Annotated in this window: 15 protein-coding genes; 13 read left to right on the plus strand and 2 right to left on the minus strand. The window is 43.0% G+C overall.

Annotation, left to right across the window (positions count from 1 at the left end; translation table 11 throughout):
• Positions 1-25: 25 nt before the first annotated feature.
• From BMX56_RS17520 to BMX56_RS17575, 12 genes are all read left to right on the plus strand, one after another.
• A complete protein-coding gene (locus BMX56_RS17520) occupies positions 26-2,323 on the plus strand; it encodes a family 20 glycosylhydrolase (protein ID WP_090650870.1) in 2,298 nt (765 codons plus the stop codon).
• A 9-nt stretch (positions 2,324-2,332) separates the two neighbouring features.
• On the plus strand, positions 2,333-4,450 hold the full coding sequence (locus BMX56_RS17525; RefSeq protein ID WP_090650873.1) for an alpha-L-fucosidase: 2,118 nt from the start codon (positions 2,333-2,335) through the stop codon (positions 4,448-4,450).
• A gap of 62 nt (positions 4,451-4,512) precedes the next feature.
• Entirely contained in the window at positions 4,513-6,795 is a 2,283-nt protein-coding gene (locus BMX56_RS17530) for a GH92 family glycosyl hydrolase (RefSeq protein WP_090650876.1), read from the plus strand.
• A gap of 803 nt (positions 6,796-7,598) precedes the next feature.
• Positions 7,599-8,225, plus strand: coding sequence for an RNA polymerase sigma factor (locus tag BMX56_RS17535; protein WP_090650879.1), 627 nt, complete (start codon positions 7,599-7,601; stop codon positions 8,223-8,225).
• Between the two features lie 73 nt (positions 8,226-8,298).
• Positions 8,299-9,336 carry a FecR family protein gene (locus BMX56_RS17540; protein WP_090650882.1) on the plus strand — a complete coding sequence of 346 codons (1,038 nt, stop codon included), beginning with the start codon at positions 8,299-8,301 and terminating at the stop codon, positions 9,334-9,336.
• 18 nt (positions 9,337-9,354) lie between these two features.
• Positions 9,355-12,804: a SusC/RagA family TonB-linked outer membrane protein gene (locus BMX56_RS17545; protein WP_090650885.1), complete on the plus strand. Its 3,450-nt coding sequence runs from the start codon at positions 9,355-9,357 to the stop codon at positions 12,802-12,804.
• Between the two features lie 18 nt (positions 12,805-12,822).
• Positions 12,823-14,352, plus strand: a complete 1,530-nt coding sequence (locus tag BMX56_RS17550; RefSeq protein WP_090650888.1) for a SusD/RagB family nutrient-binding outer membrane lipoprotein — start codon at positions 12,823-12,825, stop codon at positions 14,350-14,352.
• 75 nt (positions 14,353-14,427) lie between these two features.
• Complete coding sequence (locus BMX56_RS17555; RefSeq protein WP_090650891.1) at positions 14,428-16,053, plus strand: alpha-L-fucosidase; 1,626 nt, start codon at positions 14,428-14,430, stop codon at positions 16,051-16,053.
• A gap of 150 nt (positions 16,054-16,203) precedes the next feature.
• Positions 16,204-18,177, plus strand: a complete 1,974-nt coding sequence (locus BMX56_RS17560) for a sialate O-acetylesterase (protein ID WP_090650893.1) — start codon at positions 16,204-16,206, stop codon at positions 18,175-18,177.
• 486 nt (positions 18,178-18,663) lie between these two features.
• Complete coding sequence (locus BMX56_RS17565; protein WP_090650895.1) at positions 18,664-19,053, plus strand: BlaI/MecI/CopY family transcriptional regulator; 390 nt, start codon at positions 18,664-18,666, stop codon at positions 19,051-19,053.
• Positions 19,054-19,056: 3 nt separating this feature from the next.
• Complete coding sequence (locus BMX56_RS17570; protein ID WP_090650897.1) at positions 19,057-20,778, plus strand: M56 family metallopeptidase; 1,722 nt, start codon at positions 19,057-19,059, stop codon at positions 20,776-20,778.
• Positions 20,779-20,907: 129 nt separating this feature from the next.
• The gene (locus BMX56_RS17575) at positions 20,908-23,346 is read left to right on the plus strand and encodes a TonB-dependent receptor (RefSeq protein ID WP_090650900.1); all 2,439 of its coding nucleotides are present in this window, start codon (positions 20,908-20,910) and stop codon (positions 23,344-23,346) included.
• Positions 23,347-23,400: 54 nt separating this feature from the next.
• On the opposite strand, the gene BMX56_RS17580 is transcribed toward BMX56_RS17575, so the two are convergent.
• Both BMX56_RS17580 and BMX56_RS17585 read right to left on the minus strand, forming a co-directional pair.
• Entirely contained in the window at positions 23,401-23,862 is a 462-nt protein-coding gene (locus BMX56_RS17580; RefSeq protein WP_090650903.1) for a hypothetical protein, read from the minus strand.
• A gap of 74 nt (positions 23,863-23,936) precedes the next feature.
• Positions 23,937-24,335 carry a hypothetical protein gene (locus BMX56_RS17585; RefSeq protein WP_143065463.1) on the minus strand — a complete coding sequence of 133 codons (399 nt, stop codon included), beginning with the start codon at positions 24,333-24,335 and terminating at the stop codon, positions 23,937-23,939.
• A gap of 594 nt (positions 24,336-24,929) precedes the next feature.
• On the opposite strand from BMX56_RS17585, the gene BMX56_RS17590 reads away from it, so the two are divergent.
• The gene (locus BMX56_RS17590) at positions 24,930-25,991 is read left to right on the plus strand and encodes an acyltransferase (RefSeq protein WP_090650906.1); all 1,062 of its coding nucleotides are present in this window, start codon (positions 24,930-24,932) and stop codon (positions 25,989-25,991) included.
• Positions 25,992-26,042: the final 51 nt, after the last annotated feature.

Raw genomic sequence — 26,042 nt, forward strand, 5'->3', positions numbered from 1 at the left:
ATATTACTCAAAACACAAACTATCAATGATAGCTTTTTTACGAAAAAATGCCGGCATCAAGCTGGTAACCCCACTCTTGTTTGTATGGTTTAGTTCAAACGCACAAGACGCAGCTAAATTTCCACTGATACCTTATCCTGCAAAATTAACATCGGGTAAAGGTGCTTTTGTTATAACCGCACGAACAACTGTGAGCGGGCCAGCATTTAAGAACGAGGCTAAAGAACTCGCTGCTCTTTTAGAAAAAGGGCTTGGACAAAAGCTAATTCTAACTAAAAATCAATCGGCATCAGCAATAAGCATCATTAAAAGTGCCGATATAACAGTATCAGAAGGCTACCGGCTTACCATCACGCCAAAGCATGTCGAAATTTTAGCTAACTCCGGGGCCGGCGTTTTTCATGCTATCGAAACCATCAGGCAATTGTTACCTGTTTCCATAGAAAAAGGCACAACAAACAAAAAGTTAGTTTTGCCCGTATTGACTATTCAGGACGAGCCCGCTTATGGGTGGCGCGGTATGCACCTGGATGTTTCGCGGCACTTTTTTTCTATCAGCTATCTTAAAAAGTTTATCGACAGGATGGCGCTTTACAAAATGAACAAGCTGCACCTGCACCTGACCGACGACCAGGGCTGGCGCATCGAAATAAAAAAATATCCCAAACTAACCGAAGAGGGGGCATGGCGCACATTCAACGACCAGGATTCGTTGTGTATGAAACTTTCAAAAGATAATCCCGATTTTGTGATCGATAAGGAGCATATCAATCAGCGCGGCGGTAAAACACTTTACGGTGGTTTTTACACCCAGCAGGAAATAAAGGGTGTTGTAGCTTATGCCGCGGCAAAACACATTGATATTATTCCCGAGATAGATATGCCGGGTCACATGATGGCCGCCATCAATTCGTACCCGTTTTTAACCTGTAATGGCGAGAATAAATGGGGAACGCTGTTCACCAAACCCATTTGCCCTTGTAACGAAACAACCTTTGAGTTTGCCCAAAACGTATTTACCGAAATTATGGACATCTTCCCATCCCAATATATCCACATTGGAGGCGATGAAGTTGACCGTACCGATTGGGGTAAATCAGATGCCTGCAAGGCTTTGATGGAGAAAGAAGGAATAAAAGACCTGGCAGCGCTGCAAAGCTATTTTATTAACCGGATGGAAAAGTTTTTTAACTCCAAAGGCCGTAAATTAATAGGTTGGGATGAGATTATTGAAGGTGGCATCAGCCCTACCGCTATTGTAATGTACTGGCGCGGATGGGTACCTAATGCGCCTGTTGAAGCGGTAAAAAACGGTAATACGGTGATCATGACGCCCGGCGAGCCTTTATATTTTGATAACCAGCCCGATCAATATTCGGTTGACCGGGTGTATCATTTTAACCCAATCCCTAAAGTACTAAATAAACAGGAAGCTAAATCGATCATCGGCGCCCAGGCTAACATCTGGTCGGAACGGATTCCATCCGAGCGACGTGCCGATTATATGGCCATGCCCCGGATGACAGCCCTTGCCGAAATGCTTTGGACAAATCAGCCCGATAAATATAATTCCTACCTGCAACGCCTGGTACGCCAGTATAGCAGGATGGATGCCTTAGGGATAAATTATCGCCTGCCGGATTTGCCGGGCCTGTTAAACGAATATGTATTTACCAATGAGGGCAAATTAAGCATTGCATCGCCTTTGCCAACTTTAACCATCCGTTATACTACCGATGGAACCCTGCCAGGCGTAAACTCCCCGATATTGCCCACACCATTGGTTATCAAAAAATCAGAATTGATAAGGGTAGCAGCTTTTACCCAAAATGGCACCCGCGGTGATGTTTACAACCTGAATTATACCCAACAACAAATGCTTGGCCCGGTTAAAATAGCGCCGCCGAAACCCGGCCTGGCCTGTACTTATTACAAAGCTTACTTTAAAGCAACAACTTTTATGAAGGATGCTAAAGTTGATAGTACATTTACCACAGATAAAATTGAAGTACCGGCAACTGTAAAAGCGCCATCATTTGGTATTACTTATAAAGGCTATATTGATGTACCCGCTGATAGTATTTACAGCTTTTACCTTACCTGCGACGATGGCGGAGTTTTAAAAATAGGCCCCAACACGGTTGTAGACAACGATGGCAACCATTCGGCCCAGGAACGCAGCGGGCAGGTGGTCTTAAAAATGGGGGCACACCCTTTTCAGCTTGATTTTATTGAGGGTGGCGGCGGCTTTAAGCTGGGCCTAAAGTATAGTGTTAATGGCTCGGTACCGCAGGAGGTGCCGGCTGGTTGGTTTAAAAATTAAAATGTATTCATGAAAAAGGTTACAGGTATCATATTATTGTTATTGGCCATCGGCCTAAAAGGATTTAGCCAAGGCGCGCCAAAGCCCTACGGCCCGCTGCCAACCAAAGGGCAGCTAAACTGGCAGGAAATGGGTATGTATTGCATTATTCATTATGGCGTTGATGTTTATACCGATAAGGAGTGGGGATATGGCGATGAAGACCCTAAACTGATTAATCCATCGCAGTTTAGCGCTATGCAAATTGTAGGTGCTGCCAAAGCCGGCGGTTTCAAAGGCGTTGTAGTGGTTGCCAAGCACCACGATGGTTTTTGCCTTTGGCCCACTAAAACAACCGAACATAACATATCCAAAAGCCCATACAAGAATGGCAAAGGCGATATTTTAAAAGAATACCGCGAGGCTTGCGATAAATTAGGAATGCAGTTGGGTGTATATTGCTCGCCCTGGGACAGGAATAACCCTAATTATGGAACCGATGAATATATCAAAATATACCGCGAACAATTACGCGAATTATATACAAACTATGGCCCGCTGTTTATATCATGGCATGATGGCGCCAACGGCGGCGATGGCTACTATGGCGGTAAGCGCGAGGTAAGACATATCGACAGATCGACCTATTATGGCTGGGACACTACCTGGGCCATTACCCGTAAATTGCAACCAAACGCCGTTATTTTTGGTGATGTTGGCCCCGATGTACGCTGGGTTGGTAATGAAGAAGGCCATGCCGGCGAAACCTGCTGGGCAACCTATACGCCCCATGCCCCGGTAGAAGGTAAAAAGCCGGGCAATGGTTTTGTAAAAGACTACGAAGGCACTGAAGGTACCCGCAACGGCGATTATTGGATGCCGGCCGAATGCGACGTGTCCTTAAGGCCCGGATGGTTTTACCACAAAACACAGGACGACGGGGTGAAATCGCCCTATACATTGCTTGATCTGTATTACAAAAGTGTTGGCCGCGGCGCGGCGCTGGATTTAGGCTTATCGCCAGATCCGCGGGGGATTGTAAATGAGATAGACGTTAAATCCCTTACCCAATTTGGTAACCTGTTAAAACAAACCTTTGCGGTTAACCTGGCAAAGGGGGCTACTGTTACAGCGAGTAATATCCGTGGTGGCAATAAATTAAGCTTTGGTCCACAGCTTTTGTTAGATAATGACCGGTATAGCTATTGGGCTACGGATGATAAAGTAACCACGCCCAGCTTAACTATCGACCTGCACACGCCAAAAACATTCAACGTTATCCGCTTACGCGAAAATATTAAGTTAGGCCAGCGGATAGAGGCTTTTGATGTGGATGCTTTTATGAACGGCAAATGGCAGCAGATCGGCGCAGCCACCAGCATTGGCGGTAACAGGCTGATCCGTTTAACTCAAAACATTACGGCAAGTAAGTTAAGGTTAAGGATAACCAAATCGCCTGTTGCCATAGCGCTTAGCGATTTTGGATTATTTAAGGAGCCTGTACATTTAACGGCCCCTAAAATTGCCCGGAACAAAAAAGGTGAGGTTAGCATAACAACCGAAGCTCCGGTGAGTGCCATCAGGTATACCTTAAACGGACAGGAGCCAACCCCTACTTCGCCGGTTTACAAGGAACCGGTTTTATTGGCCGATGGAGGGATTGTTAAAGCACGTAGCTTTGAAGGCAAGGGGCAGAAAAGCGATGTTGCTTTTGCCTCATTTGGCTATGCCAAAACAGATTGGAAAATCATTGATGCGACTGCCGAAAATGACGGTGGTAACCGGGCCGAAAATGCGATTGATGAGCACACCAGTACGCTATACAGTACATTAAGCAAGGATGATGCAAAATTTCCGCAGCAAATAGCCATTGATATGGGCACTGCCCGCCAAATTAAAGCGTTTGGATATTTACCAAGACAGGATAAGCAGCCGGACGGCATTGTTGACCGGTATGTTTTTTATACAAGCCTGGATGGCAAAGAATGGGTGAAAGTGGCTTCGGGAGAGTTTTCGAATATTAAATCGAACCCGATTGTGCAGCCGGTTGTTTTAAGCAACCCCGTAAGCGCCAGGTATTTTAAGTTTGAGGCTGAGCATGTTATAGTGGGCAATGGCGTTACCGTTGCCGAATTAAGCGTTTATTAATCATCTATTATATAGCCGGGTTTATGTTTGTGCAAACCCGTCATACAATCTATAAATAACGAATGAAAAAACAGATCTTTTTAGCCGGAATACTGGCTGTCTTAACATCAAGCTCATTTGGCCAGGCCCATAAGTCCCAAAAAACCGGGAAAGCGGTGCCTGTCTCTTTTACCAAATATGTCGATCCTTATATCGGCACCGGCTTTCATGGCCACGTGTTTGTAGGCGCAAACGTTCCTTTTGGTGCTGTGCAATTAGGGCCAACTAATCTGTCCGAAGGGTGGGATTGGTGCTCGGGTTACCATATTTCAGATTCAACCATCGTCGGCTTTCAGCATACCCACTTAAGCGGTACCGGTATCGGCGATTTGGGCGATATCTCCTTTATGCCAACCACTGGTGCCATCAAAACCTTTAAAGGCAGCTTGAAAGATATGCAAGATGGCTATGTTTCACTTTTTAGCCATAAGGACGAAGTTGTGAAGCCCGGATACTATAAGGTTAAGCTAAAACGCTACGATATCGGTGTCGAGCTTACAGCCAGTACCAGGGTAGGGATGCACAAATACACTTTCCCAGCATCAAAAGATGCGCATATTGTGATTGACTTACAGGAAGGGATTGGCTGGGACAGATCGTACGAAACCTACATTAAGCAGGAAGATAAGTACACCATCAGCGGGTACCGTTTTTCAAAAGGATGGGCGGCTGATCAGCGGATTTACTTTACCGCTGTTTTCTCAAAGCCGATAGAAAAATTCGCGGTTTATGACAGTACAGCCAAAGTTGCCGGTACCAAATTAAAAGGAGCAAAAGTTAAAGGCGTTATCAGCTTTGCTACCTCAAAGGGCGAGGTTGTGTATGCTAAAGTTGGTATTTCGCCGGTAAGTTCGGCAAATGCCATGCTAAACATTAAAGCCGAAATACCCGGCTGGGATTTTGCAAAAGTTGTTACCCAGGCCGACCAGGCATGGAATGCACAGTTAGGTAAAATCAATATCAAAGCCGATTCATTGTCGATATTGAAAAAGTTCTATACCGCCTTCTATCACTCCATGGTGGCACCATCTATATTCGACGATGTAAACGGCGAATATTGGGGTACCGATAAAAAGGTACATAAAAACGTTGGTTTTAATAATGTAACCACTTTTTCGTTATGGGATACTTACAGGTCTAATAACCCGCTGTCAACCATTATCCACCCGGAGCATACCAACGATATGATAAACTCGATGCTGGCTATTTACCAGCAGCAGGGTACTTTGCCAACCTGGCATTTAATGGCTAATGAAACTAACTGTATGGTTGGCTATAGCGCGGTGCCCGTTGTTGCCGATGCATTGCTTAAAGGCTACAAAGGTTTTGATGCTAACCTTGCATATGAGGCTATGAAAACTACCGCCATGCAGGATGCACGCGGCGTTAAATTTGTTAAAAAACTCGGTTTTATTCCTGCAGATAGCACAGCGGAATCTGTTTCGATGGGTTTGGAATATGCTATCGACGATTGGTGCCTTGCACAAGTTGCCAAAAAACTGGGTAAAACAGCCGATTATGAATACTTTAGCAAGCGCGGCAAATACTACAAAAACTACTACGATCCTAAGGCCGGGTTTATGCGTGGCCGTTTGGCCGACAATTCATGGCGCACGCCGTACAGCCCATTTATCTCGATTCATGAAACAGGTGACTTTACTGAAGGCAATGGCTGGGAATACACTTTCCTGGTGCCACAGGATGTTGAGGGATTAATTAATTTGCTGGGTGGCAAAGATAAATTTAATATCAAGCTCGATTCGTTATTTATTGCCGAGGGCGATATGGGTAAATTTAAATCGCCCGACGTTTCGGGATTAATAGGCCAGTATGCCCATGGCAACGAGCCTGGCCACCCAATGGCCTACTACTATGATTACTCGGGCCAGCCATGGAAAACAGCCGCCAAAGTGCGCTATATCCTGGATGATTTTTATACCACTAAAACCGACGGTATTATTGGCAACGAAGATGTTGGCCAGATGTCGGCATGGTACGTACTCTCGGCCCTCGGCTTTTACCCGGTTAATCCGGCAAATGGCCTGTATGTTTTTGGCAGCCCGGTAATCACCGAGGCAAGGCTGAAACTGCAAGGCAATAAAACATTTCACATCGTTGTAAAAAACAACGGGCCTAAAAATATGTACATCAACGCCATGAAGCTAAACGGTGTAAATTATACCAAAACCTATTTTTCGCACAAAACCCTGATGGCCGGCGGCGAGTTGGAAATAACCATGGGCGATAAGCCCGGTACCGTTTGGGGAGTAGGGGATGCCAATAAAGCGGTATCGGTGTTGAAGTAATTCAATATCATGTCATTAAGAGCCAATCAGATAAAACCCAAAAAAGATGGAGATGATGTATTGGCTTTAGATGCTCACAACAACTATGTTGAGTAACTACCAGGTCGAGCTGAAAAAAACAGTGAAGACACTTTTGTTTATAAAGATTAGCCTTGCAAAAAAGAATCAAGCCACATACCCCTTATAAACCCTTGGGGCCGAACAGAGCACGTTTGCGAGTTTGGGACGATCACTCTTTGCAAAAAAACATTTATTGGAGCCATCGTTCAAAAGAGCGATGGCTTACCGCGCTGCTAAGCTTCGATACTTTCGGAGTGACCGAGCTTGCCCGGTTGCAAAAAATAATGAGCAAAGTGCCGGTTATATGATTTATAATGCCCCGGATTTGTAAGATAGTTCCAGGTACCGTATCAAAACCAGTTCATCGGTAGTACACTTGCCGTATCCGTTCTTTAAAAATACAAACGATAAAAAGTCAGGCCTGAAAATGAGCGATTCGTAGGGGTGGGTAGCATGCACATCCTTCAGGTTACGAATAGCAAAATCGTTTTTTTATCAATACCATCTGCCGGCAATCCAAAATGGATGTTTTGCTATTTAAGATTGTTAAAAATTAGTTTTTCCTCGTCTTTCATAGTCAACTACCTGCATCTAAGTTAATGTAATCGATTTATCTAACAGTCTGTGTTTTGCAGCTAAATTTTTTGCTAAACATAATTTAAAGTTTATGTAAAATGATTGTTATAATTTATTACATTGTACTTAAATTCATTTTTTAAAAAGTAGGCGGTTTTAACTTTATTATGTCTGAAAGTATTGTAGGTGTTTATGGTGACAATGTTGCAACATGGCTTGCCTTTAAAGAGGGCAGTTGGGACGCCTATACCCAGCTTTACAATAATTATTTTAAAGTACTCAATAATTATGGGTACAAATTTACCCGCGATGTAAACATTATTGAGGATGCTATTCATGACTTGTTTATTAAACTTTGGACAAACCGGGCAGGTCTTGGCAATCCGGTGTCGGTAAAAAACTATTTATATAAATCGCTTCGCGGTATTATTTTTCGCAAAATGCAGGGCCAATCGCGTTTTGTGGATTTGGAATCAGAAACCGATTACAATTTTTCTTTCGAGATCTCATTTGATCACCAGATTATTGCCAATGAAGAGGAACGCGAGCTTCAGCATAAAATAAAAACGGTAGTAAAAACTTTGCCGGCCAGGCAGCAGGAAATCATCTACCTGCGTTTTTACGAAGGCCTGGGCTATGAGGAGATATCCGATATTATGGAAATCAACATCAACTCTACTTATAAGCTGCTTTACAAAGCGTTCAACAACTTGCAGGGCGCGCTAAAAACTTCAAAACTGGTCATTGTAATTGGCCTTTATGGCTGTTTAGGTACCCATATTCATACAAATTAAATTAATTTTTATTTAGGAGGGATAATTCCCGTATGCTCATGTATATAAGGTTTAAATCAGAAACTTATATAGCATGGAGATTGCAAAATACGGCACTTATACCCTACAGGATTTTTTAGATGATGACGATTTTCTTCAGTTCGTTATCAACCCCACTAAAAATGATATCAACTTTTGGCAATCGGTTACAGCTATGTACCCTGCTCAAAAGGAAATTATTGACGAAGCTACCCAAATTATACTGGCTTACCGTAAGCAGGATGTTTTTACAAACGAAGCAAATCAACAAAAAGTTTGGAACCGTATTGAGGGTACTTTACACGGTAAAAGGACAGTAAAACAAAAAGTATTTCGCTTAAACGTCTTCCTGCGCGTAGCTGCGATGATCTTATTGGTATCATCAGTTGGAATAGCGTTCTGGATGCTGAAATACAATTCAAAGAATGAAGTAGTTACCGCTTTTGGCGAATTGCGTACCGTTACCCTGCCCGATAATTCGATAGTGATACTTAACGGTAATTCCAAATTATCTTACGCCAATAACTGGGACAAAAAGGCAAGAGAAGTTTGGATCAGCGGTGAGGGCTTTTTCAGTGTAAAACATCTCAATAAAGACCCACGCCATATAAAAGCCACCGAAAGATTTATTGTGCATTGCAATGATGTTAATATCGAGGTGTTAGGTACCTCCTTTAATGTGCGTAACAGGCACAATAAAACCAATGTGGGCCTGGTGAGCGGTAAAATTATGCTGGAATACCTTGATCAGGCATCGCATAACAACCGGCTGCTGGTGATGAAACCGGGCGATTACGTGGAATACGCCCACCGGAAGGTGGTAACCCAAAAGAAGCTTGCTGTGCCCGAGAAATTAACACAGTGGACAAACCACCAATTACTTTTTAACAATGCTACGTTATCACAAATCGGCGAGGTCATGACCGACGATTATGGGTATCACATTGATTATACCGACCCGGCTATTGCCAATCTGAAAATTGAAGGAGAGATAAGTGTATCAAACGTTGACGAACTTTTGGAAACTATCTCCACTACATTATCGGTAAAGGTCACCCAATCAGACAAAAACATCACAATCACAAAAAATTAACCCCTAAACAACTCATTTATGCGAAAATTTGACTTTTCAACTTTTTTAAAATGTTGCTGTTTCTTGTTGGTGTTGCTCGGCCAGTCGGTTTACGGCTACGCTCAGCTGGCGCTTACCAGCAATAACAGGTTTCATACAAAAGCCCCTGGCTATGCCATGCAGCAGGTTGCCGAAAACAAAGTGCTGTTAAAGGACGCGCTTGAAAATATCAAAAAGCAATTCAATGTACAAATTGCTTACCAGGAAGGGTTGCTGGATAATAAATTTATACCGGTAAGCTTATTTAACAACGCCAAGCAATTTAACCTTGATGAAAACCTGAAACAGTTACTGGCAGCTTTTCAACTGGAATATCGGAAAATCAATGATAGCCAGATCTCTATCTACTCGATAAGAGAAACTACCGTTAATACCGCCCCGGTAGTTGCCGCTGTCTTAATAGGTAAAGTGGTTGACGAAAAAGACGGCCTGCCTGTTATTGGTGCATCGGTATATTTAAAGGCCGACCCTAAAATCGGGACTTCGACTGACGTAATGGGTAATTTTAAACTGGTGGTTCCCGATAAATTCACCGGGAAACCATTAACCTTGTTGGTTGCTTATATTGGTTATAATAAAGAGGAAGTTACCGTAACGGATTTAACATCGCCTGTTCAAATAAAATTGAAACAGAATAACAGCACGCTTAACGAGGTTGTGGTAACTGCGCTTGGTATCAGTAAGCAAAGAAAATCATTAGGTTACTCTGTTACCGAAGTTAAAGGAGCCGAGTTTACCCAGGCCCGCGAAAATAACGTTGCCAATGCCTTAACAGGTAAAGTCGCGGGTGTAAATGCTGCGGGTTTATCAACCGGCCCTGGTGGTTCAAGCCGTATAGTTATACGTGGTAATGGTGGCCTTGCCGGCGATAACCAACCCCTTTACGTAGTAAACGGTATGCCTATTGATAATAGCGTACCCGGCGGTGCACCAACTGTCAACGGTATTACCAATAACGTTGACCGCGGCGATGGTATAGCCGCTTTAAACCCTGACGACATCGAGTCCATCAGCGTATTAAAGGGAGGTACTGCGGCAGCTTTGTATGGTTCACGGGCAGCAAACGGTGTTATATTGATTACTACCAAAAAAGGAAGGGTTCAAAAAGGAGTAGGAATTGAATATAATTCAACCGCTACTTATGATAATGTCGCGGTTTTTCCAGATTATCAATATGAATATGGTCAGGGTGACGGAGGCGTAAAACCAACAACACTGGCCACCGCCCAGGGCACCGGCAGGCGCTCGTGGGGTGCAAAAATTGACGGTTCGACAGATTATGTTGCTGTTGATGGTAAAACACATCCTTATACAGCTCAAAAAGATAACCTTAAAAATTATTATCAAACCGGGAGTACTTACACTAATAGCCTTGCGTTCCTGGGCGGTAATGAGGCCATCACATATCGTTTCTCGGCTGCCGACCTGAATAGCAAAGGTATTTTGCCGGGTACAACTTATGATCGTAAAACCTTTAACCTGGCTTTAACCAGTAAGTTAACCAATAAAATATCCATAGAAGCATTGGCGCAGTATAATATCGAAACTGGTCATAACCGCACCGGGGCCGGCGATGCATTGGGAAACCCTAACTGGACTCCGCTTGAGGTTGCAAATACCGTTGATATACGCTGGCTTAAACCAGGCTACGATGCCAACGGTAATGAGCAGGTGTGGAATGATGCCGCCATCGCTTCAAATGGTTACTTTGTGATTAATAAATTTAAAGAAGATGACGTTAAAGACCGTTTTATAGGCCAGGGATCGGTATCGTACACACCAATAACAAACCTGGTTTTTAAAGCTACTCTAAGTCGCGACTTTTTTAATTACAATTATTCAAACATACTACCAACAGGTACATTGTACGTTCCTAATGGGCAATATCAGTCGATAAAGTCAGATGTGTCTGAAACCAACGAACTGGTGACCGTATCATACAAAACAAAAATTGTAAGTGACTTTAATGGCTCGGTATTAGGCGGTGTAAACAGCCGTAAAAACATCACAAATCAACAAACCGTAAATGGTTCGCAGTTTGTTATTCCTTATTTTTACAGCTCAACCAACCTTGCCACAACGTCAACTACTCCTTATAATGCCAAAATAGTTACTAACTCGGTGTTTGGTTCGGCCGATTTTGATTACAAAAGCCTTGTATTCTTATCATTCACCGGCCGAAAGGATTGGTTTTCTACATTAAGCTCTAAAAATAACAGCATTTTTTATCCAAGTGTGGGTGGTAGCTTTATATTGTCAGATGCTGTTAAACTACCTCAGTTTTTTACCCTGGCCAAGCTGAGGGCCTCATGGGCGCAGGTAGGCGGCGGTGCTCCTGATCCTTATGTAATTAATCTTACTTATAGCAATGTTCCAAGTGCCGGGCAGCCATTGCAAAATGTTACCAGTAATAACATTACCAATAGTGCGCTTAAACCTTACACTTCTACGACTACCGAAGCGGGTCTGGAACTTCAGATGCTGCAGAATCGCTTGGGCATTGATGTTACCTTATATGATCGTAAAACCACAAATGATATCGTAAATACGGCTATCTCATCAACTTCGGGTTATAATAATGTAATCCTGAATGTTGGCGAAGTGCGTAACAAGGGTATCGAAGTTGCTTTAAACGGTTCGCCTGTAAAATCAAAAGAATTTAGCTGGAACGTTAACTATAATGTTGCATATAACGACAATAAGGTAGTAAAACTTGCCCCTGGCCTGTCGACAATTCAAATGGCGACATCTGTAAATGGTTACGCGCTGTTAAATAATACCGAGGGAATGTCATTTGGTACTTTATATGGAACACATATGGTTAAAAACAGCAGCGGACAAGTGGTATTCAATGCAACTACAGGTTTGCCTGTTCAATCAGCATATGAACCCCTCGGCAAAAGCGTTGCTCCGCTTACTATGGGCTTAACTAACGAATTCAGGTACAAACGTTTTTCATTAAACTTCCTGCTTGATGGTAAGTTTGGTAATAAGGTGTTCTCATTAATGGAGGTGTACGCTACCCGTTTAGGTTTAATGAAATCAACGCTGCCTGGCCGTGAAAATGGCCTGGTGTTAAATGGAGTAGACCAAACCGGAGCTGCTTATACGCGCACCGTACCGGTAAGTGGCTTACGTACATATTATGACAACTATAAAATTTATTCAGACCTGTTTACCCATGATGGAAGCTTTGTAAAACTTCGCCAGGTTATTTTGTCATATAATTTACCCGGTCTCGATCTTAAAAAGATTCATATTCAGTCGGCAAGTATTTCATTGGTATCACGTAACCTGTGGACGCTTTACAAAAAGACAAAGAATTTTGATCCCGAAGAGAGTTTTACCAACAGTAACACGCAGGGTTTTGAATCAATTGGTTTGCCACGTACCCGTTCACTTGGTGTAAACCTGGCAGTTAAATTCTAATATTTAAAGTTGATTAAGATGAAAAGACACATATCAAAATATACTTCGTGTTTGCTGTTAATGCTTGGCATTATGGCAACACAATCATGTACTAAAAACTTCGATACGCTAAACGTAAACCCCAACGCGTCTTCAAAAGCTGTTCCTCAATATATATTTACCAAAGCTGAGTATGATGGTACGGCCCGCATGCTTGATTTATTACTGGGAACTATGCAGTATACTACCAGCTTTAATGATGTTGCAGGTTTTGGCAGTAAATACGTTTTAGCTCAAAGCCAGCAGTCGTTTGCGGCGTTCGCCAATGCTTATCCTAACGAGATCAACGAATTGGTGGAGGTTATAAAGGCAGCAGGCACCGATGCATCGCAGGTTAACCTGGTTGCCGAGGCACGCATCTGGCGGGTATATTGTTTTAGCAGGCTTACCGATTTGTATGGAGATATTCCATACTCACAGGCCGGCCAGGGTTATAACAGCTCTATTTATAAGCCCGCATATGATGCGCAGAAAGATATATATGCAGATATGCTGAAAGAGCTTGACCAGGCTGCTACATCGCTTGACGCCAGCAAAGCGACGTTTGGCGCCGCCGATCTGATTTACGGGGGAAGCACTGATAAATGGAAAAAATTCGCCTATTCATTAATGTTAAGATGTGCTATGCGCATGACTAAGGTTGATTTAACTTCGGCGCAGTCATGGGCAACAAAAGCTATAGCCGGCGGTGTCATATTAAACGATGCCGACATTGCCAAAGTGTCGTATGTTGGATCGGGCCAGGATATCAATAAAAATCCGTTGGCAAATGATCTTTGGAACAATGATTACATTGCTCAAAACGGAACTACCAATACCGAAGGCGGCAAATATCAGGAACCGTTTATCACTTACCTGAAAACCAACAAAGACCCGCGTTTAGGCGTTGTGTCTATAGTTTATAACGCAGGCGTAGCCGATACAACATCATCAATACAAAAAGGCATGTCGGCTTCGTTGAATGCCAAGCCGGCCGATTTTGTAACTTACTCTGAACCTAACCCTAAAACTATCCTGCTTTTAAACTCTCCCCGTTTGGTATTTACTGCTGCCGAAAGCTATTTTCTGCTTGCAGAGGCTGCCTCAAGAGGATGGTATAGCGCGGCTACTGCATCGTCATTGTACGAGAGCGGCATCGCGGCATCTATGCGCCAGTGGGCTATTATTGGCGGCAGCGCGGGCGCAATAAGCGATGCCCAGATTAATACCTATATCAATTACCATAAGTTTAATTCGGCAGGTACGCTTGACCAAAAAATGGCGCAGATTTATACCCAGTTTTGGATCGGTATTTTCCCGGATGCGCAGGAGGTATTTGCTACCTACAGGCGTACGGGATATCCGGCTTTGGTGCCTAATAATTATGTAGGTAATGCCACAGGCGGCAAAATATTCCGGAGGATGTTGTACCCTATATCCGAGCAAAATCTTAATGCCGCATCCTATGCTGCTGCAATAGCGCGGCAGGGTGCCGATGAGTTCCTGACAAGGATGTGGTGGGATAAATAATGCATTCGTGTTAATAAATTGATAGATTTGGTTTAAGGAAGGGTTTGGCTGCCCTTCCTTTTTTTATTTTTAATAATGATGAGAAGATATTTTTGTTTGTTAGTGCTGGTGATATGTTGCAATGGAGCCATTGCACAAAACGACCTGGTGAAAGATGACAACGCGAGTAACTATAACCTGAACAAGCCCGAACGGGAGCTTTGGCTTAAAAATACAGGTTTGGGCCTATTTATCCATTTTAGTATGGATGGGCAGTTGGGTGTAGTTATCAGCCACTCACTGGTAGGCGCAAGCGACGATTACGTGAACCGCTATTTTACCGAATTGCCGAAAACTTTTGATCCATCAAAATTCGACCCGCACCAAATAGCTGTTTTGGCCAAACTTGCCGGCATGAAGTATATTGTTTTTACCAGCAAGCACCACTCTGGCTTTTGTATGTGGGATACTAAAACTACCGGTTTTAATATTACCAACACACCCTATAAAAAAGACCTGTTAAAAGAATTTGTTGATGCCACACGTGAAGTAGGCCTGCAGGTAGGGTTTTATTTTTCGCCCGAGGATTTTAATTTTTTGCGTGACCATCATATTACGATAAGCCGCACCGATGTTAAAATGGATGCTGCTACCCGCAAAGCCTATGATGATTATACCCGGCAGCAATGCGAAGAACTGATGACCAAATACGGCAAAATAGATGTACTTTTTATTGATGGCGACCCCAAAGAAATTGTAAAGCAAACCTGCTGGAAGTTGCAGCCCGATTTGCTTATTACCCGTGGAGCTATCAAAACGCCCGAGCAGATTATGCCGGGGGCAATGATCAACGAACCATGGTTATCATGCATTACCATGGGTACCGCATGGGGCTACCAGCCAACTAACGAGCGTTATAAATCGGGCAGCCAGCTGATTGGTTTATTGATAGAAGCCAGGGCTAAAGGCGGATCGTTGTTATTGAACGTTGGCCCAAAACCTAACGGCGAACTACCTATAGAGCAGGAAGAACGGTTGCGCGAAATGTCGGCATGGTATTTTATAAACCGCGAATGTGTTGATGATGTACGGAGTTGGGTGGTGAGCAAAGAAGGTAACATTTGGTTTACCGCGAAGAATGGGCATACCCTTTACGCCATAGTAACCGATGCCGCCGACTGGAAGGAAGGTACGCGTAAAACTTTCCTTATTCGTTCTGCAATCAGTACGCCCGATACCAAAATAAGCGTTTTGGGGCAAAACAGCCAGGTAATTGAATATAAAAGCGATGATGTAAGCTGCAGTTATACCCAAACAGCCAAAGGATTGGAAGTATCGGTAGTGAAAGCACAGCGTATTTATGACGATCATCGCTGGCCAAACCCCGTTGTTATTAAGCTGGATAATGTAAACCCCGCTTTTAAAGAAGCGGTTATTGTTGAAACCGGTGGTACTGCATTGTCAAAGGGCTTGGTGGTATTAAAAGGCAGGATAGTAAACTACAAAACGCCTTTGGTTAAACTGGCCCGTTTTGATTACAGGCCTTATCGTGGCCAGGTTGAAACCCTGTACGCCGGCAAATGGACGGCCAGCGCCTGGGTACCCGTTAAACCCGATGGTAGCTTTGAACTTACCTTGCCTTTAAAAGGCAGTTATGAATATAAGGCCGTAGCGCAACAGGAAAACGTGGAAATAGAAGGGGAAAACAAATTGCTGAGATAAGCTAAACGCCAGATTGTTATTTTTCAGTGGATTGAATTGGTTTCACGATCCCAAACAGTTGTTTTGTAATAAAGTTAGCGATTTGTAAATAATTTGAATTAAGGTGCTACTTTTATCCGCAAGGAAAAATAAACCTTTATAAATTAAGTTATGTTCAAATCGTTATTATTAACCGTGTTTTCATTTTTGGTTACTGCGCAGTTAAGCAGTGCCAAAGTAAGCCTGCCATCTGTTTTTAGCGATAATATGGTTTTGCAACAAAAAACCAAGGCTGCCATATGGGGGAGGGCCGAAGCCGGTAAAAAAGTAGTGATAACAACAACCTGGTCTGGCAAAAAATACAGCACCATGGCAGATGCTGACGGAAACTGGAAAATAAAAGTTGGAACGCCGTCCTATGGCGGGCCTTTTACCATCACCATTTCGGATGGAGAGGCGCTGGAGTTGAAGAACGTGATGATAGGCGAAGTGTGGTTATGCTCTGGCCAGTCGAACATGGAAATGCCGGTGGCGGGATGGGGAAAAATAAATAATTATGAAAAAGAAATGGCCGGGGCCAATTACCCGAATATCCGTTTGTTGCAGGTTGAGCATATAACCAGCAGTGTACCCTTGGCCGATGCAAAAGTAACCAAAGGCGGTTGGGTGCCCTGCACGCCCGAAAATGTGGCCGAATTTTCATCGGTTGCTTATTTTTTTGCAAGGGAAATTTATAGTAAAACAAATATACCCATCGGCTTAATTCATACCTCATGGGGCGGAACTATTGCCGAGGCCTGGACAAGCGGTACTGCATTACGCACTATGCCCGAGTTTGTTGAACCTGTAACCACTGTTGAAACAGAGGATAAGGAAGAAGCCCAAAAAGCTTACCTGCTTAAGGCGCAGCAATGGCAAAGCCTTATTGCCGAAAAGGATTCGGGATATAACCAGGGCAAGCCGGTTTGGCTGGCGGCAGATCTGGATGTTTCTAAATGGCACGATATGGTTTTGCCCTCTATTTTAGAGAAAACTTTACCAAATTTTGATGGCGTTATCTGGTTACACAAAAAAATAGTTGTTCCTGATGATTGGGCGGGCAAGCCGCTTAAATTAAGCCTGGGCGCGGTTGATGATGCTGATATTACCTGGTTCAATGGCGAAAAAGTTGGTGAAACCGCAGTTTATAATACACCAAGGATGTATACCATACCCGGTAACCTGGTTAAAGCCGGCGAAAATATTATTACCATCCGCGTGTTTGATGGCATGGGTAATGGAGGCCTTTACAGTGATGCCAAATTACTATACCTGGCAAATGATAATGGCCAGCAAATCCCGTTAAACAATGCCTGGCAATATCATGTAGGTATGAACATTAAAAGCATGCCGCCTTTTCCAACCGATCCTAAAAGCCCCAACCGGCCTTCTGTTTTGTTCAACGCAATGATTAACCCATTTATCCAGTACGCTATTAAAGGCGCTATCTGGTACCAGGGCGAATCAAATTCCGGCAGGGCGTACCAGTACCGTCAATTATTCCCCACCATGATCAACGATTGGCGTAACAGGTGGGGCGAGGGTAACTTTCCTTTTTATTTTGTGCAACTGGCCAATTACTACATCACCGAACCGCAGCCCTCAGCTTCAGATTGGGCCGAATTGCGGGAAGCACAACTTAAAACACTGGCGCTTCCAAATACAGGCATGGCCGTCGCTATTGATTTGGGCGGGTACGATATCCACCCAAAAAACAAGCAAGAAGTAGGACGTAGGCTGGCATTGGCCGCCCTTGCTAAAACCTATGGTGAAAAGATAGATTACTCCGGCCCTATATTTCAAAAGTATACCATCAATAATGATAAAATAACGCTTTCCTTTAAATTTGGAGACGGCCTTAAAACCACCGACGGCCAACCACTAAAAGGGTTTGCCATTGCCGGTGCCGACCAGAAATTTTATTGGGCGGATGCCGTAATTGTTGGTGATAAAGTTATGGTGAGCAGTACACAGGTAAGTAACCCGGTAGCCGTTAGGTACGCCTGGGGAATTAACCCGATATGTAATTTGTACAATGCCGCGGGCCTGCCTGCATCGCCGTTCCGTACAGATGAATGGTCGGGCGTTACTTTAAATAAGAAGTAGTTTTGGAGCAGGGTAACCATGTAAAGTGGGTTAACATAACTTAACACATTTTGGATTTTATTTTTATAACTATTTGATAGTAAATAGTTTGTGTTTAATCATGGTTAACACTAAATCTATGTTTTACACAACTTAAGCATACCCAAATCTTTGTCCTATTGCCGGCCAAAAAAGGTGGCACAAGGAAACTCTGAGGGGAAATGACATACTAAAAGAGCGTTGTCATGCTGAGCCTGTCGAAGCATAGCGGGCAAAGGCCTCTCCGCGCGACCCTTCGACAGGCTCAGGGTGACAGGCCTGCGCACTTCAAAAATTCAACATGTCATGGGGTGCCTGTCGAAGCATAGGGGCAAAGACCTCTCCGCGCGGCCATGCCATTTATTTTTATAAGCTTCCTGGCATATTTATATATCTTTTTCAAAAGGTACGAAAAAATTATTACCTAAAATTTGTTTCGTACGAAAATATTCCTACCTTTGAATTGTTATGAATGAAACACAACAAAACAAGCAACTGGAACCTACAAAATCCGAACTGGAAATATTACAGGTTTTATGGGAAAAAGGCCCATCGACAGTTCGTGCGGTTAATGATGAGTTGCTAAAGCAAAAAGAGGTAAATTATACAACCACGCTAAAGCTGATGCAGATTATGGCCGATAAAGGTATCCTTAACCGGGACGAAAGCCAGATGAAGCATATTTACAGCGTGGCCGAAGAGGAGCAAAAAACCAAGTCGCATTTGCTGGATAAGTTTGTTGATTCGATGTACAAAGGATCGGCAAGTAAACTGGTAATGCAGTTGCTGGGCAACAAAAAAACAAGCGACCAGGAATTACAGGAGATCAAAGAAATTTTAAGAAAACTGGAGGAATAAACCATGACTTACCTGAATGAATTACTGCCCCAGGGCTTCACCACAGCCTTAAGTTACACGCTGCTGCACTCGTTGTGGCAGGGCGTTATACTTGCTGTAATCACCAGCCTTATATTGGTGTTTACCCGCAGGCAAACAGCGGCAAAACGCTACACGTTAATGGTAGGCGCGCTGATGTTGTTTGCTTTAACGGCCATAGGTACATTTATTTGGGAAATTAACCAAACAGCAGCAGGTAAAATATCACCGGCCAGCTACTCTTCAAATAATCAAACACCGCAGGCGCCTGTTTTGGGCGTTGCCGGGTTTACGCAAGATTCGGTAATTGATAAAGGGATAAACTATGTGAATACCCATGCCCAACTGATAGTTTTAATATGGTTTTTGGTGGTTTTTGCGCGCGGTCTTCAGTTATCGGCAGGGCTACAGGGCCTGCATCATTTGCGGCGCAGGTCTGTTTTTACTGTTGATGAATATTGGAAAGAACGCGTTGCTTTGTTGTCGCAGAAACTGGGGATAAAGCAAATAATAGGTATTGCAGAATCGGGCATAGCAAAAGTACCTATGGTGATTGGCCACTTGAAACCATTGATCCTGATCCCGGTTGGTTTGCTAACTGCCCTGCCGCCCGCCGAAGTTGAGGCTATCCTGGTACATGAGCTGGCCCATATCCGCCGGCGGGATTATTTGATAAACCTGTTACAAAGCTTCATCGAGATCATTTTCTTTTTTAACCCGGCCGTGCTATGGCTGTCGGCCCTGATCCGTACCGAGCGGGAAAACTGCTGCGATGACATAGCTGTACTGGAAACAAGCAGCAAGGTAAACTACATCAGGGCCCTGGTAAGCTGCCAGGAGTTCCAGCTGTCGGCACCGGCCTACGCCATGGCTTTCCCCGGCAAGCGCGATCAGTTGATTAACCGGGTTAAACGTATGGCGTCGGGTAATAACCACAGCCTTAATATTCGCGAACGCTCTGTTTTGGCCGTGTTATTATTAAGCGCCGGTTTGCTCACCATGGCTTTCAGCAATGTCAAAAGGATTGATAAAATGCTGCTTAATACAGGTAAAACAGTATCGCATGCGGTTGTTTCTGTTAAAAAAGAGTTGTTTCATGCTGATGATACATCATCTCATCATGCTGATTTAAAACCAGGTGACGTAAACAAAGAAGCAAAAATAACTCATGCAGCATCTTTAAAGGCAACTGCCCCGATTTCGGCAGATACGCCTGCTAAAGCAAAACCATTGGATACCCTAAAAAGTAAATTAGGCAGATTGCATGGTGGTCTTGGAACGCTAAGCAAACTTGATGAACAAAAGGAATTGGCAAAAGCCGATTCTATTAACCAAAGCAGAACGCAAAATACAAAACCAACCGCGCCTGCACAAAACGCTTATAGTTATGGCAGCAAGCCCTATAATAAACAAGACTATAAGTCAGTGTACAAAGCCGACTATAAACCTTACCATGCGCCAACCGAACCAAGTATAGGCGAGGTGGTGACTGCCGAATTGAAAAAGGACGGGCTTATTGATGCTGATGCTCCTAAGGTTTCCTTTAAACTTAGCCAAAGTGAAATGATCATCAACGGTGTAAAACAGCCAGATGATGTTTTTCAGAAATACAAGAAAAAGTATGTGCCCGTTACCGGCAAAAACCAATGGACCTTGTATAATAATTACGATACCGATACCAAAGTAACCACCACCGATAAGCCCTAAATTATCCTGACTGCATGAATTTTAACCCGCCCTCAACAGGCGAACGGGAATTGCCATGCCCAAAATTTGAAAAGTATTTAAGATTAAATAACAGATCAACCTAAAAGAAACCTCCTAATACCCATCAATATGAAATTAAAAATTGCAGCTATTTTAGCCACCTGGCTTTCTATTGCCTCAACTTTGGTAAGTGCCCAAAATTTGATAACGATAACAGGTAAAATTAAAAGCACCGACGCCAAATCGCTGGATGGTGCTACAGTTTACCTATATAAGTTTACGGATTCAGCACTGGTAAAAACAGGTGTGGCAGACGCTATGGGGATTTATATCTTGAAAAATGTAAAAGCCGGACAGTATAAGATGGCCGTTAGCATGATAGGGTATCAAAACTATAAAAGCGCACCTTTTACGTTTGAAAAAGATATGGTGCTGCCGGATATTATTTTGCAGCTTGCCGGTAAAGAATTGAAAGAGGTAGCCGTTGTAGCCCAAAAGCAATTGGTTGAGCACAAAATTGACAGGACGGTAGTAAACGTAGATGCCATGATTGGTAATGGCGGCAACACGGCTATGGATGTGCTTGATAAATCGCCGGGCGTAATCGTCGACCAGAATGGCGGTATCAGCCTTAACGGCAGCGGCAGCGTTAAAATTTATATCGACGATAAGCCTACCTACTTATCGGGGACAGATCTGCAAAACTACCTGCGCTCATTACCTGCATCAACTATCGACCAGGTTGAACTAATGACCAACCCGCCGGCTAAATACGATGCCGCCGGGAATGGCGGAGTAATCAACATCCGCATAAAAAGGAATAAAGCAAAAGGCTTTAACGGTGGCCTTAACATGAATTATACCCAAGGTAAATATGGCAAAACCATCAACAGTTTTAATTTTAATTTCAGGGACAACAAAATCAACATATTTGGCAACCTGGCGTATAGCACCTTTAATTCGTTTAATGACCTGGTTATTAACAGGTACTTTTTAAATGATGATGGCAGCCCGGCTTCCAATTTTTTGCAGCACTCATTTATCCGCAGGCAAACAAAAAACCTGAACCTGAGGCTGGGGGCCGACTATTATGTATCTGATAAAACTACAATCGGCATAAATATATTTGGCTTATTAAATCCCGGCGACGTGAATACCCGTAATACCAGCAAACTACTTGATGCCGCCAACGTGTTGGATTCGACTATTGTAGCCGATAATAAGGAGCATATTAACTTTAAGAATGGTAATGTAAACCTAAATTACCGCCATCAGTATAACAAAAAAGGGCAGGAGCTTACAGTCGACCTTGATTATTTGAACTACGACAACAGCACAAAGCAATCGTTTTTGAATACAGGCTATTTACCGGATGGAACGGTTATAAGTAACGACCTGCTCACAGGTAACCTGCCCGAAAATATCCACATCTACTCGGCCAAAACAGATTATACACATCCTTTAAATAATGGCGTTAAACTGGAGGCCGGGCTTAAAATCAGTAATACCCAAACCGATAATATTGCCAACTACTTTTACACCATTAACGATGTAACCAACCCCGATTATGGTAAAACAAATCACTTTATTTACAAGGAGCAAATAAACGCTGCCTATATTAATACAAGTAAAGATTGGAAGCGATTTTCGGCGCAGGCCGGGTTAAGGTTTGAAAATACCACATCAAATGGTCATCAGTTGGGTAATGTGCAGAAATCCGATTCAACGTTTAAGCGAAATTATAATGGACTGTTTCCAACTGTTTACCTGCAATATAAACTGGATACAGCAGGCAGACAAAGCATAACTCTGAATTATGGACGACGGATTGACAGACCATATTACGAGGATTTAAACCCATTTTTGTCGCCCCTGGATAAGTTTACTTATTATACCGGTAATCCGTTCCTTAAGCCATCGTATACCAACAACATTGAGTTGGCCTATAACTGGAAAACTGTTACTGTAACGCTAAATTACAGCAATACGCAGGACGATGTAAACGAAACTATCGAGATTGTAAATGGTATTTATTATAGCCGGCCAGGCAATTTAGGCAGTATAACGGTAAAGGGCATAGCAGCCGACGCGGGTTTCGATCTTGCTAAATGGCTTAACTTTCACATATATTCAAGGGTTTCCAATATACACTCGGTAAGCGAGTTTTATACCGGCACGTTAAACACGCAGGGAACATACTTTTTTGTAAGGCCGGTATTCAAGTTTAAACTACCGCACGATTGGACAACCCAACTGGATGGTGGTTATCAAAGCAAAATAACCAACGCCCAGTTTGTAACTGTGAGCAGGGGCCGTGTTAATGCGTCGGTATCTAAAAAGTTTTCGCCGTCCTTTACCGTCAGCCTGGTGGCCAATGATATTTTTTATACGTTCAATGGCGGCGGCGTTATCAATAACCTGGCAAATACCCGCGCCAACTGGACAAACCTTTCCGACAGTCGCAACTTGGCACTATCGTTAAGTTATCGTTTTGGTAAAACCATTGCCGGCCTGCGTAAACATGATGCAAACGGTGCCGAAAGCGAGCAAAACAGGGTGAAAAACTGAATAAAGAATTAAACCCCGGCTAATTCGCCGGGGCTTAATTCTTTAATCGATAAGTTACTTTTGAAACTGGCTGTTCAGTAAAGCCTCCCAGTCTTTTGCCTGGGTTTCCAGTTGTTTCAGCTTTAATTCATTATCAATAAATTGCTGGTAAAATGGTATGCTGCAAAGCTGCCGGTTTGCCTGGTCGGCAATTTGCAAAATGATTGATTTTACCGCAGTGCCATTCATGCTTTTCAAAACATAGCAGCGGGCAGCGTTATTCAGGTCGTTTACGGTCACGGTTTCCTGCGATCCAAAGAGCAAAGCTTTGCCCGATTGTGCCCAGCCTATGATCTTATTACCGATAAACTCCGACCGGCTTATACTGAGTTGATGTTCATTTGCAATTGCCTGCAGGCGCTGGTTTAGCGCCGCGAATCTTTTTTGTTTTGACCGGCGGGTTATGATCACTACCGGGATAATAAATACAGCTAATAGGGTGCCCGCAACCAGGGCATTTTCCGTTATATGGTTCATGCTTGATAATTAAAATTGAATAAATACGCGCTGTAATAAACGCGAAGAATTAAAAAACTTAGATCAGCATGGGTTTACCAGAAACCATGAAACGGGAAAAGGATGAGCCGGTAAAACCGGGAGGGTGGCACATTTGAAGCCTGGCTAATGTTGAACCTTGCAAGTGTGTAAGCTGCACTCAGATCAACAGCGGTAAAGAAAGCTGCCGGATGCACCGTAACCTGTAATGCAGGCGCATTAATTTCGGTATTCGTCTCGGCAATTAATTGGTCATGGCGGGTGTTTTGTTTAACACTCGCTTTATTGCTGTCATGTTTGCCGGTATAAGCGTGTGCCTGTCCTGGCCCGCTTATATGTAAAGCGAAGAACAAGGTAACCACCAATAAAGATTTCATCAACCTGGACAGCATGGGGCAAAGATAATGTTTTTTGGCAGGATGATGGCGAAGCGCATTTACAGCAGGGAATTGCATTTAAATATTTAACTTTCGTTTCTCATAAACTGTGATTTGAGTTGACACGAATTTAAATACAGAAAGTTCAGATTTAATCGAATTTCACGAATTTTTCGATTGCGTGTCCTTAAATGGAGGTGCCGAACAATTTTAAAATTCGTGAAATTCGATTAAATTATATCCGACTTAGCAGGTATTCGTGTTTAACTGTGATTTGAGTTGACACGAATTTAAATGCAGAAAGGTCAGATTTAATCGAATTTCACGAATTTTTCGATTTCGTGTCCTTAATTGGAGGTGCCGAACAATTTTAAAATTCGTGAAATTCGATTAAATTATAGCCGACTTGACAGGTATTCGTGTTTAACTGTGATTTGAGTTGACACGAATTTAAATGCAGAAGGGGCAGATTTAATCGAATTTCACAAATTTTTCGATTGCGTGTCCTTAAATGGAGGTGCCGAACAATTTTAAAATTCGTGAAATTCGATTGAATTGTAGCCGACTTGACAGGCATTCGTGTCTAAAAAAAATGAAACCTTCGCTGTCGATTTCCCTGATCAATAAATAAAATGCATCCTGTCAAATCAAAAAAATACATAAGTTTAGCCAATGAAATTTAGCGAAGCGGTTGTAAACAATAAAGATCACAACATTGAATGGATAAATAATTTGCGGCTGATCAGCATGTTTGCCGTTATTGTGTTACATACCGCCTCGCCCTTGCTTTTTGGCTATAAAAGTGTGCCTTTAAATGATTGGCTCACCGGCGATGTTTACAACGCGCTTGTGCGCTTTGCTGTGCCGGTTTTTGTGATGATAACCGGGGCGCTGTTGTTACATCGCCAATATGGGTTGAGAGATTTTTTGAAAAAGCGTATCGGCAGGCTTATTCTTCCTTTTTTGTTTTGGAGCCTGGTTTATGTTGCCTACCGGCTGTATAACGAGGAGTTTACGTTTACCGGTCATTTGTGGCCCGATGTAAAATTTGTTTTAAATCAACTCAAATCAGGAGCGTATTATCATTTATGGTATGTGTACCTGTTAATAGGGCTGTACCTGTTTATTCCTGTCTTAGGCAAGTTTGTACAGCATGCTACCGAAAAGGAAATATTGTATTTTCTGGTGATTTGGTTTTTGGCGATGTTGTTGGCCACACCATATTTAAGCATTTTTAATACCGCTGTAGATATTCATAATTTTACAGGCTATATTGGCTACCTGGTATTAGGTCATTACCTTACTTACAAGCGGTTCAACTTTCGGGCATTGCCGTATATTGCCGCCCTTGTGTTCGTCGCCCTGGTGGCTTTAATAAGCTGGGGTACCTACTATTTACAGGTAAAAGATCATGAGCTTAAAACATTCTTTTATGAACCGGTTGGTCCTTTTGTGGTTGTGTTGGCTACATCCGCTTTCTTGATAGCCAAATACACCAAATTGAAACTTAATAAAACCGTAAAACGCATTTGCGATAATGCGGGTAAATATACCCTCGGTATTTACCTGAGCCATGCCCTGGTATTAAGCATCTTTGATTTAAACGATATTAATTTTACCATTTTTAACCCTGTGTTGAGCATTCCGTTAATAGCTTTTGTTTGCTTTTTACTGTCGTGGCTGTTGGTATATGGCATGAGCAAGGTGCCGGTAATTAAACATCTGGTTGGATAGCGTTAATCAATTACAATAATTAACAAAACGCAAACAATATCTGCGTAAAAC

Origin of the sequence: Mucilaginibacter sp. OK283 (assembly GCF_900110415.1) — a bacterium.
GTDB lineage: Bacteria > Bacteroidota > Bacteroidia > Sphingobacteriales > Sphingobacteriaceae > Mucilaginibacter.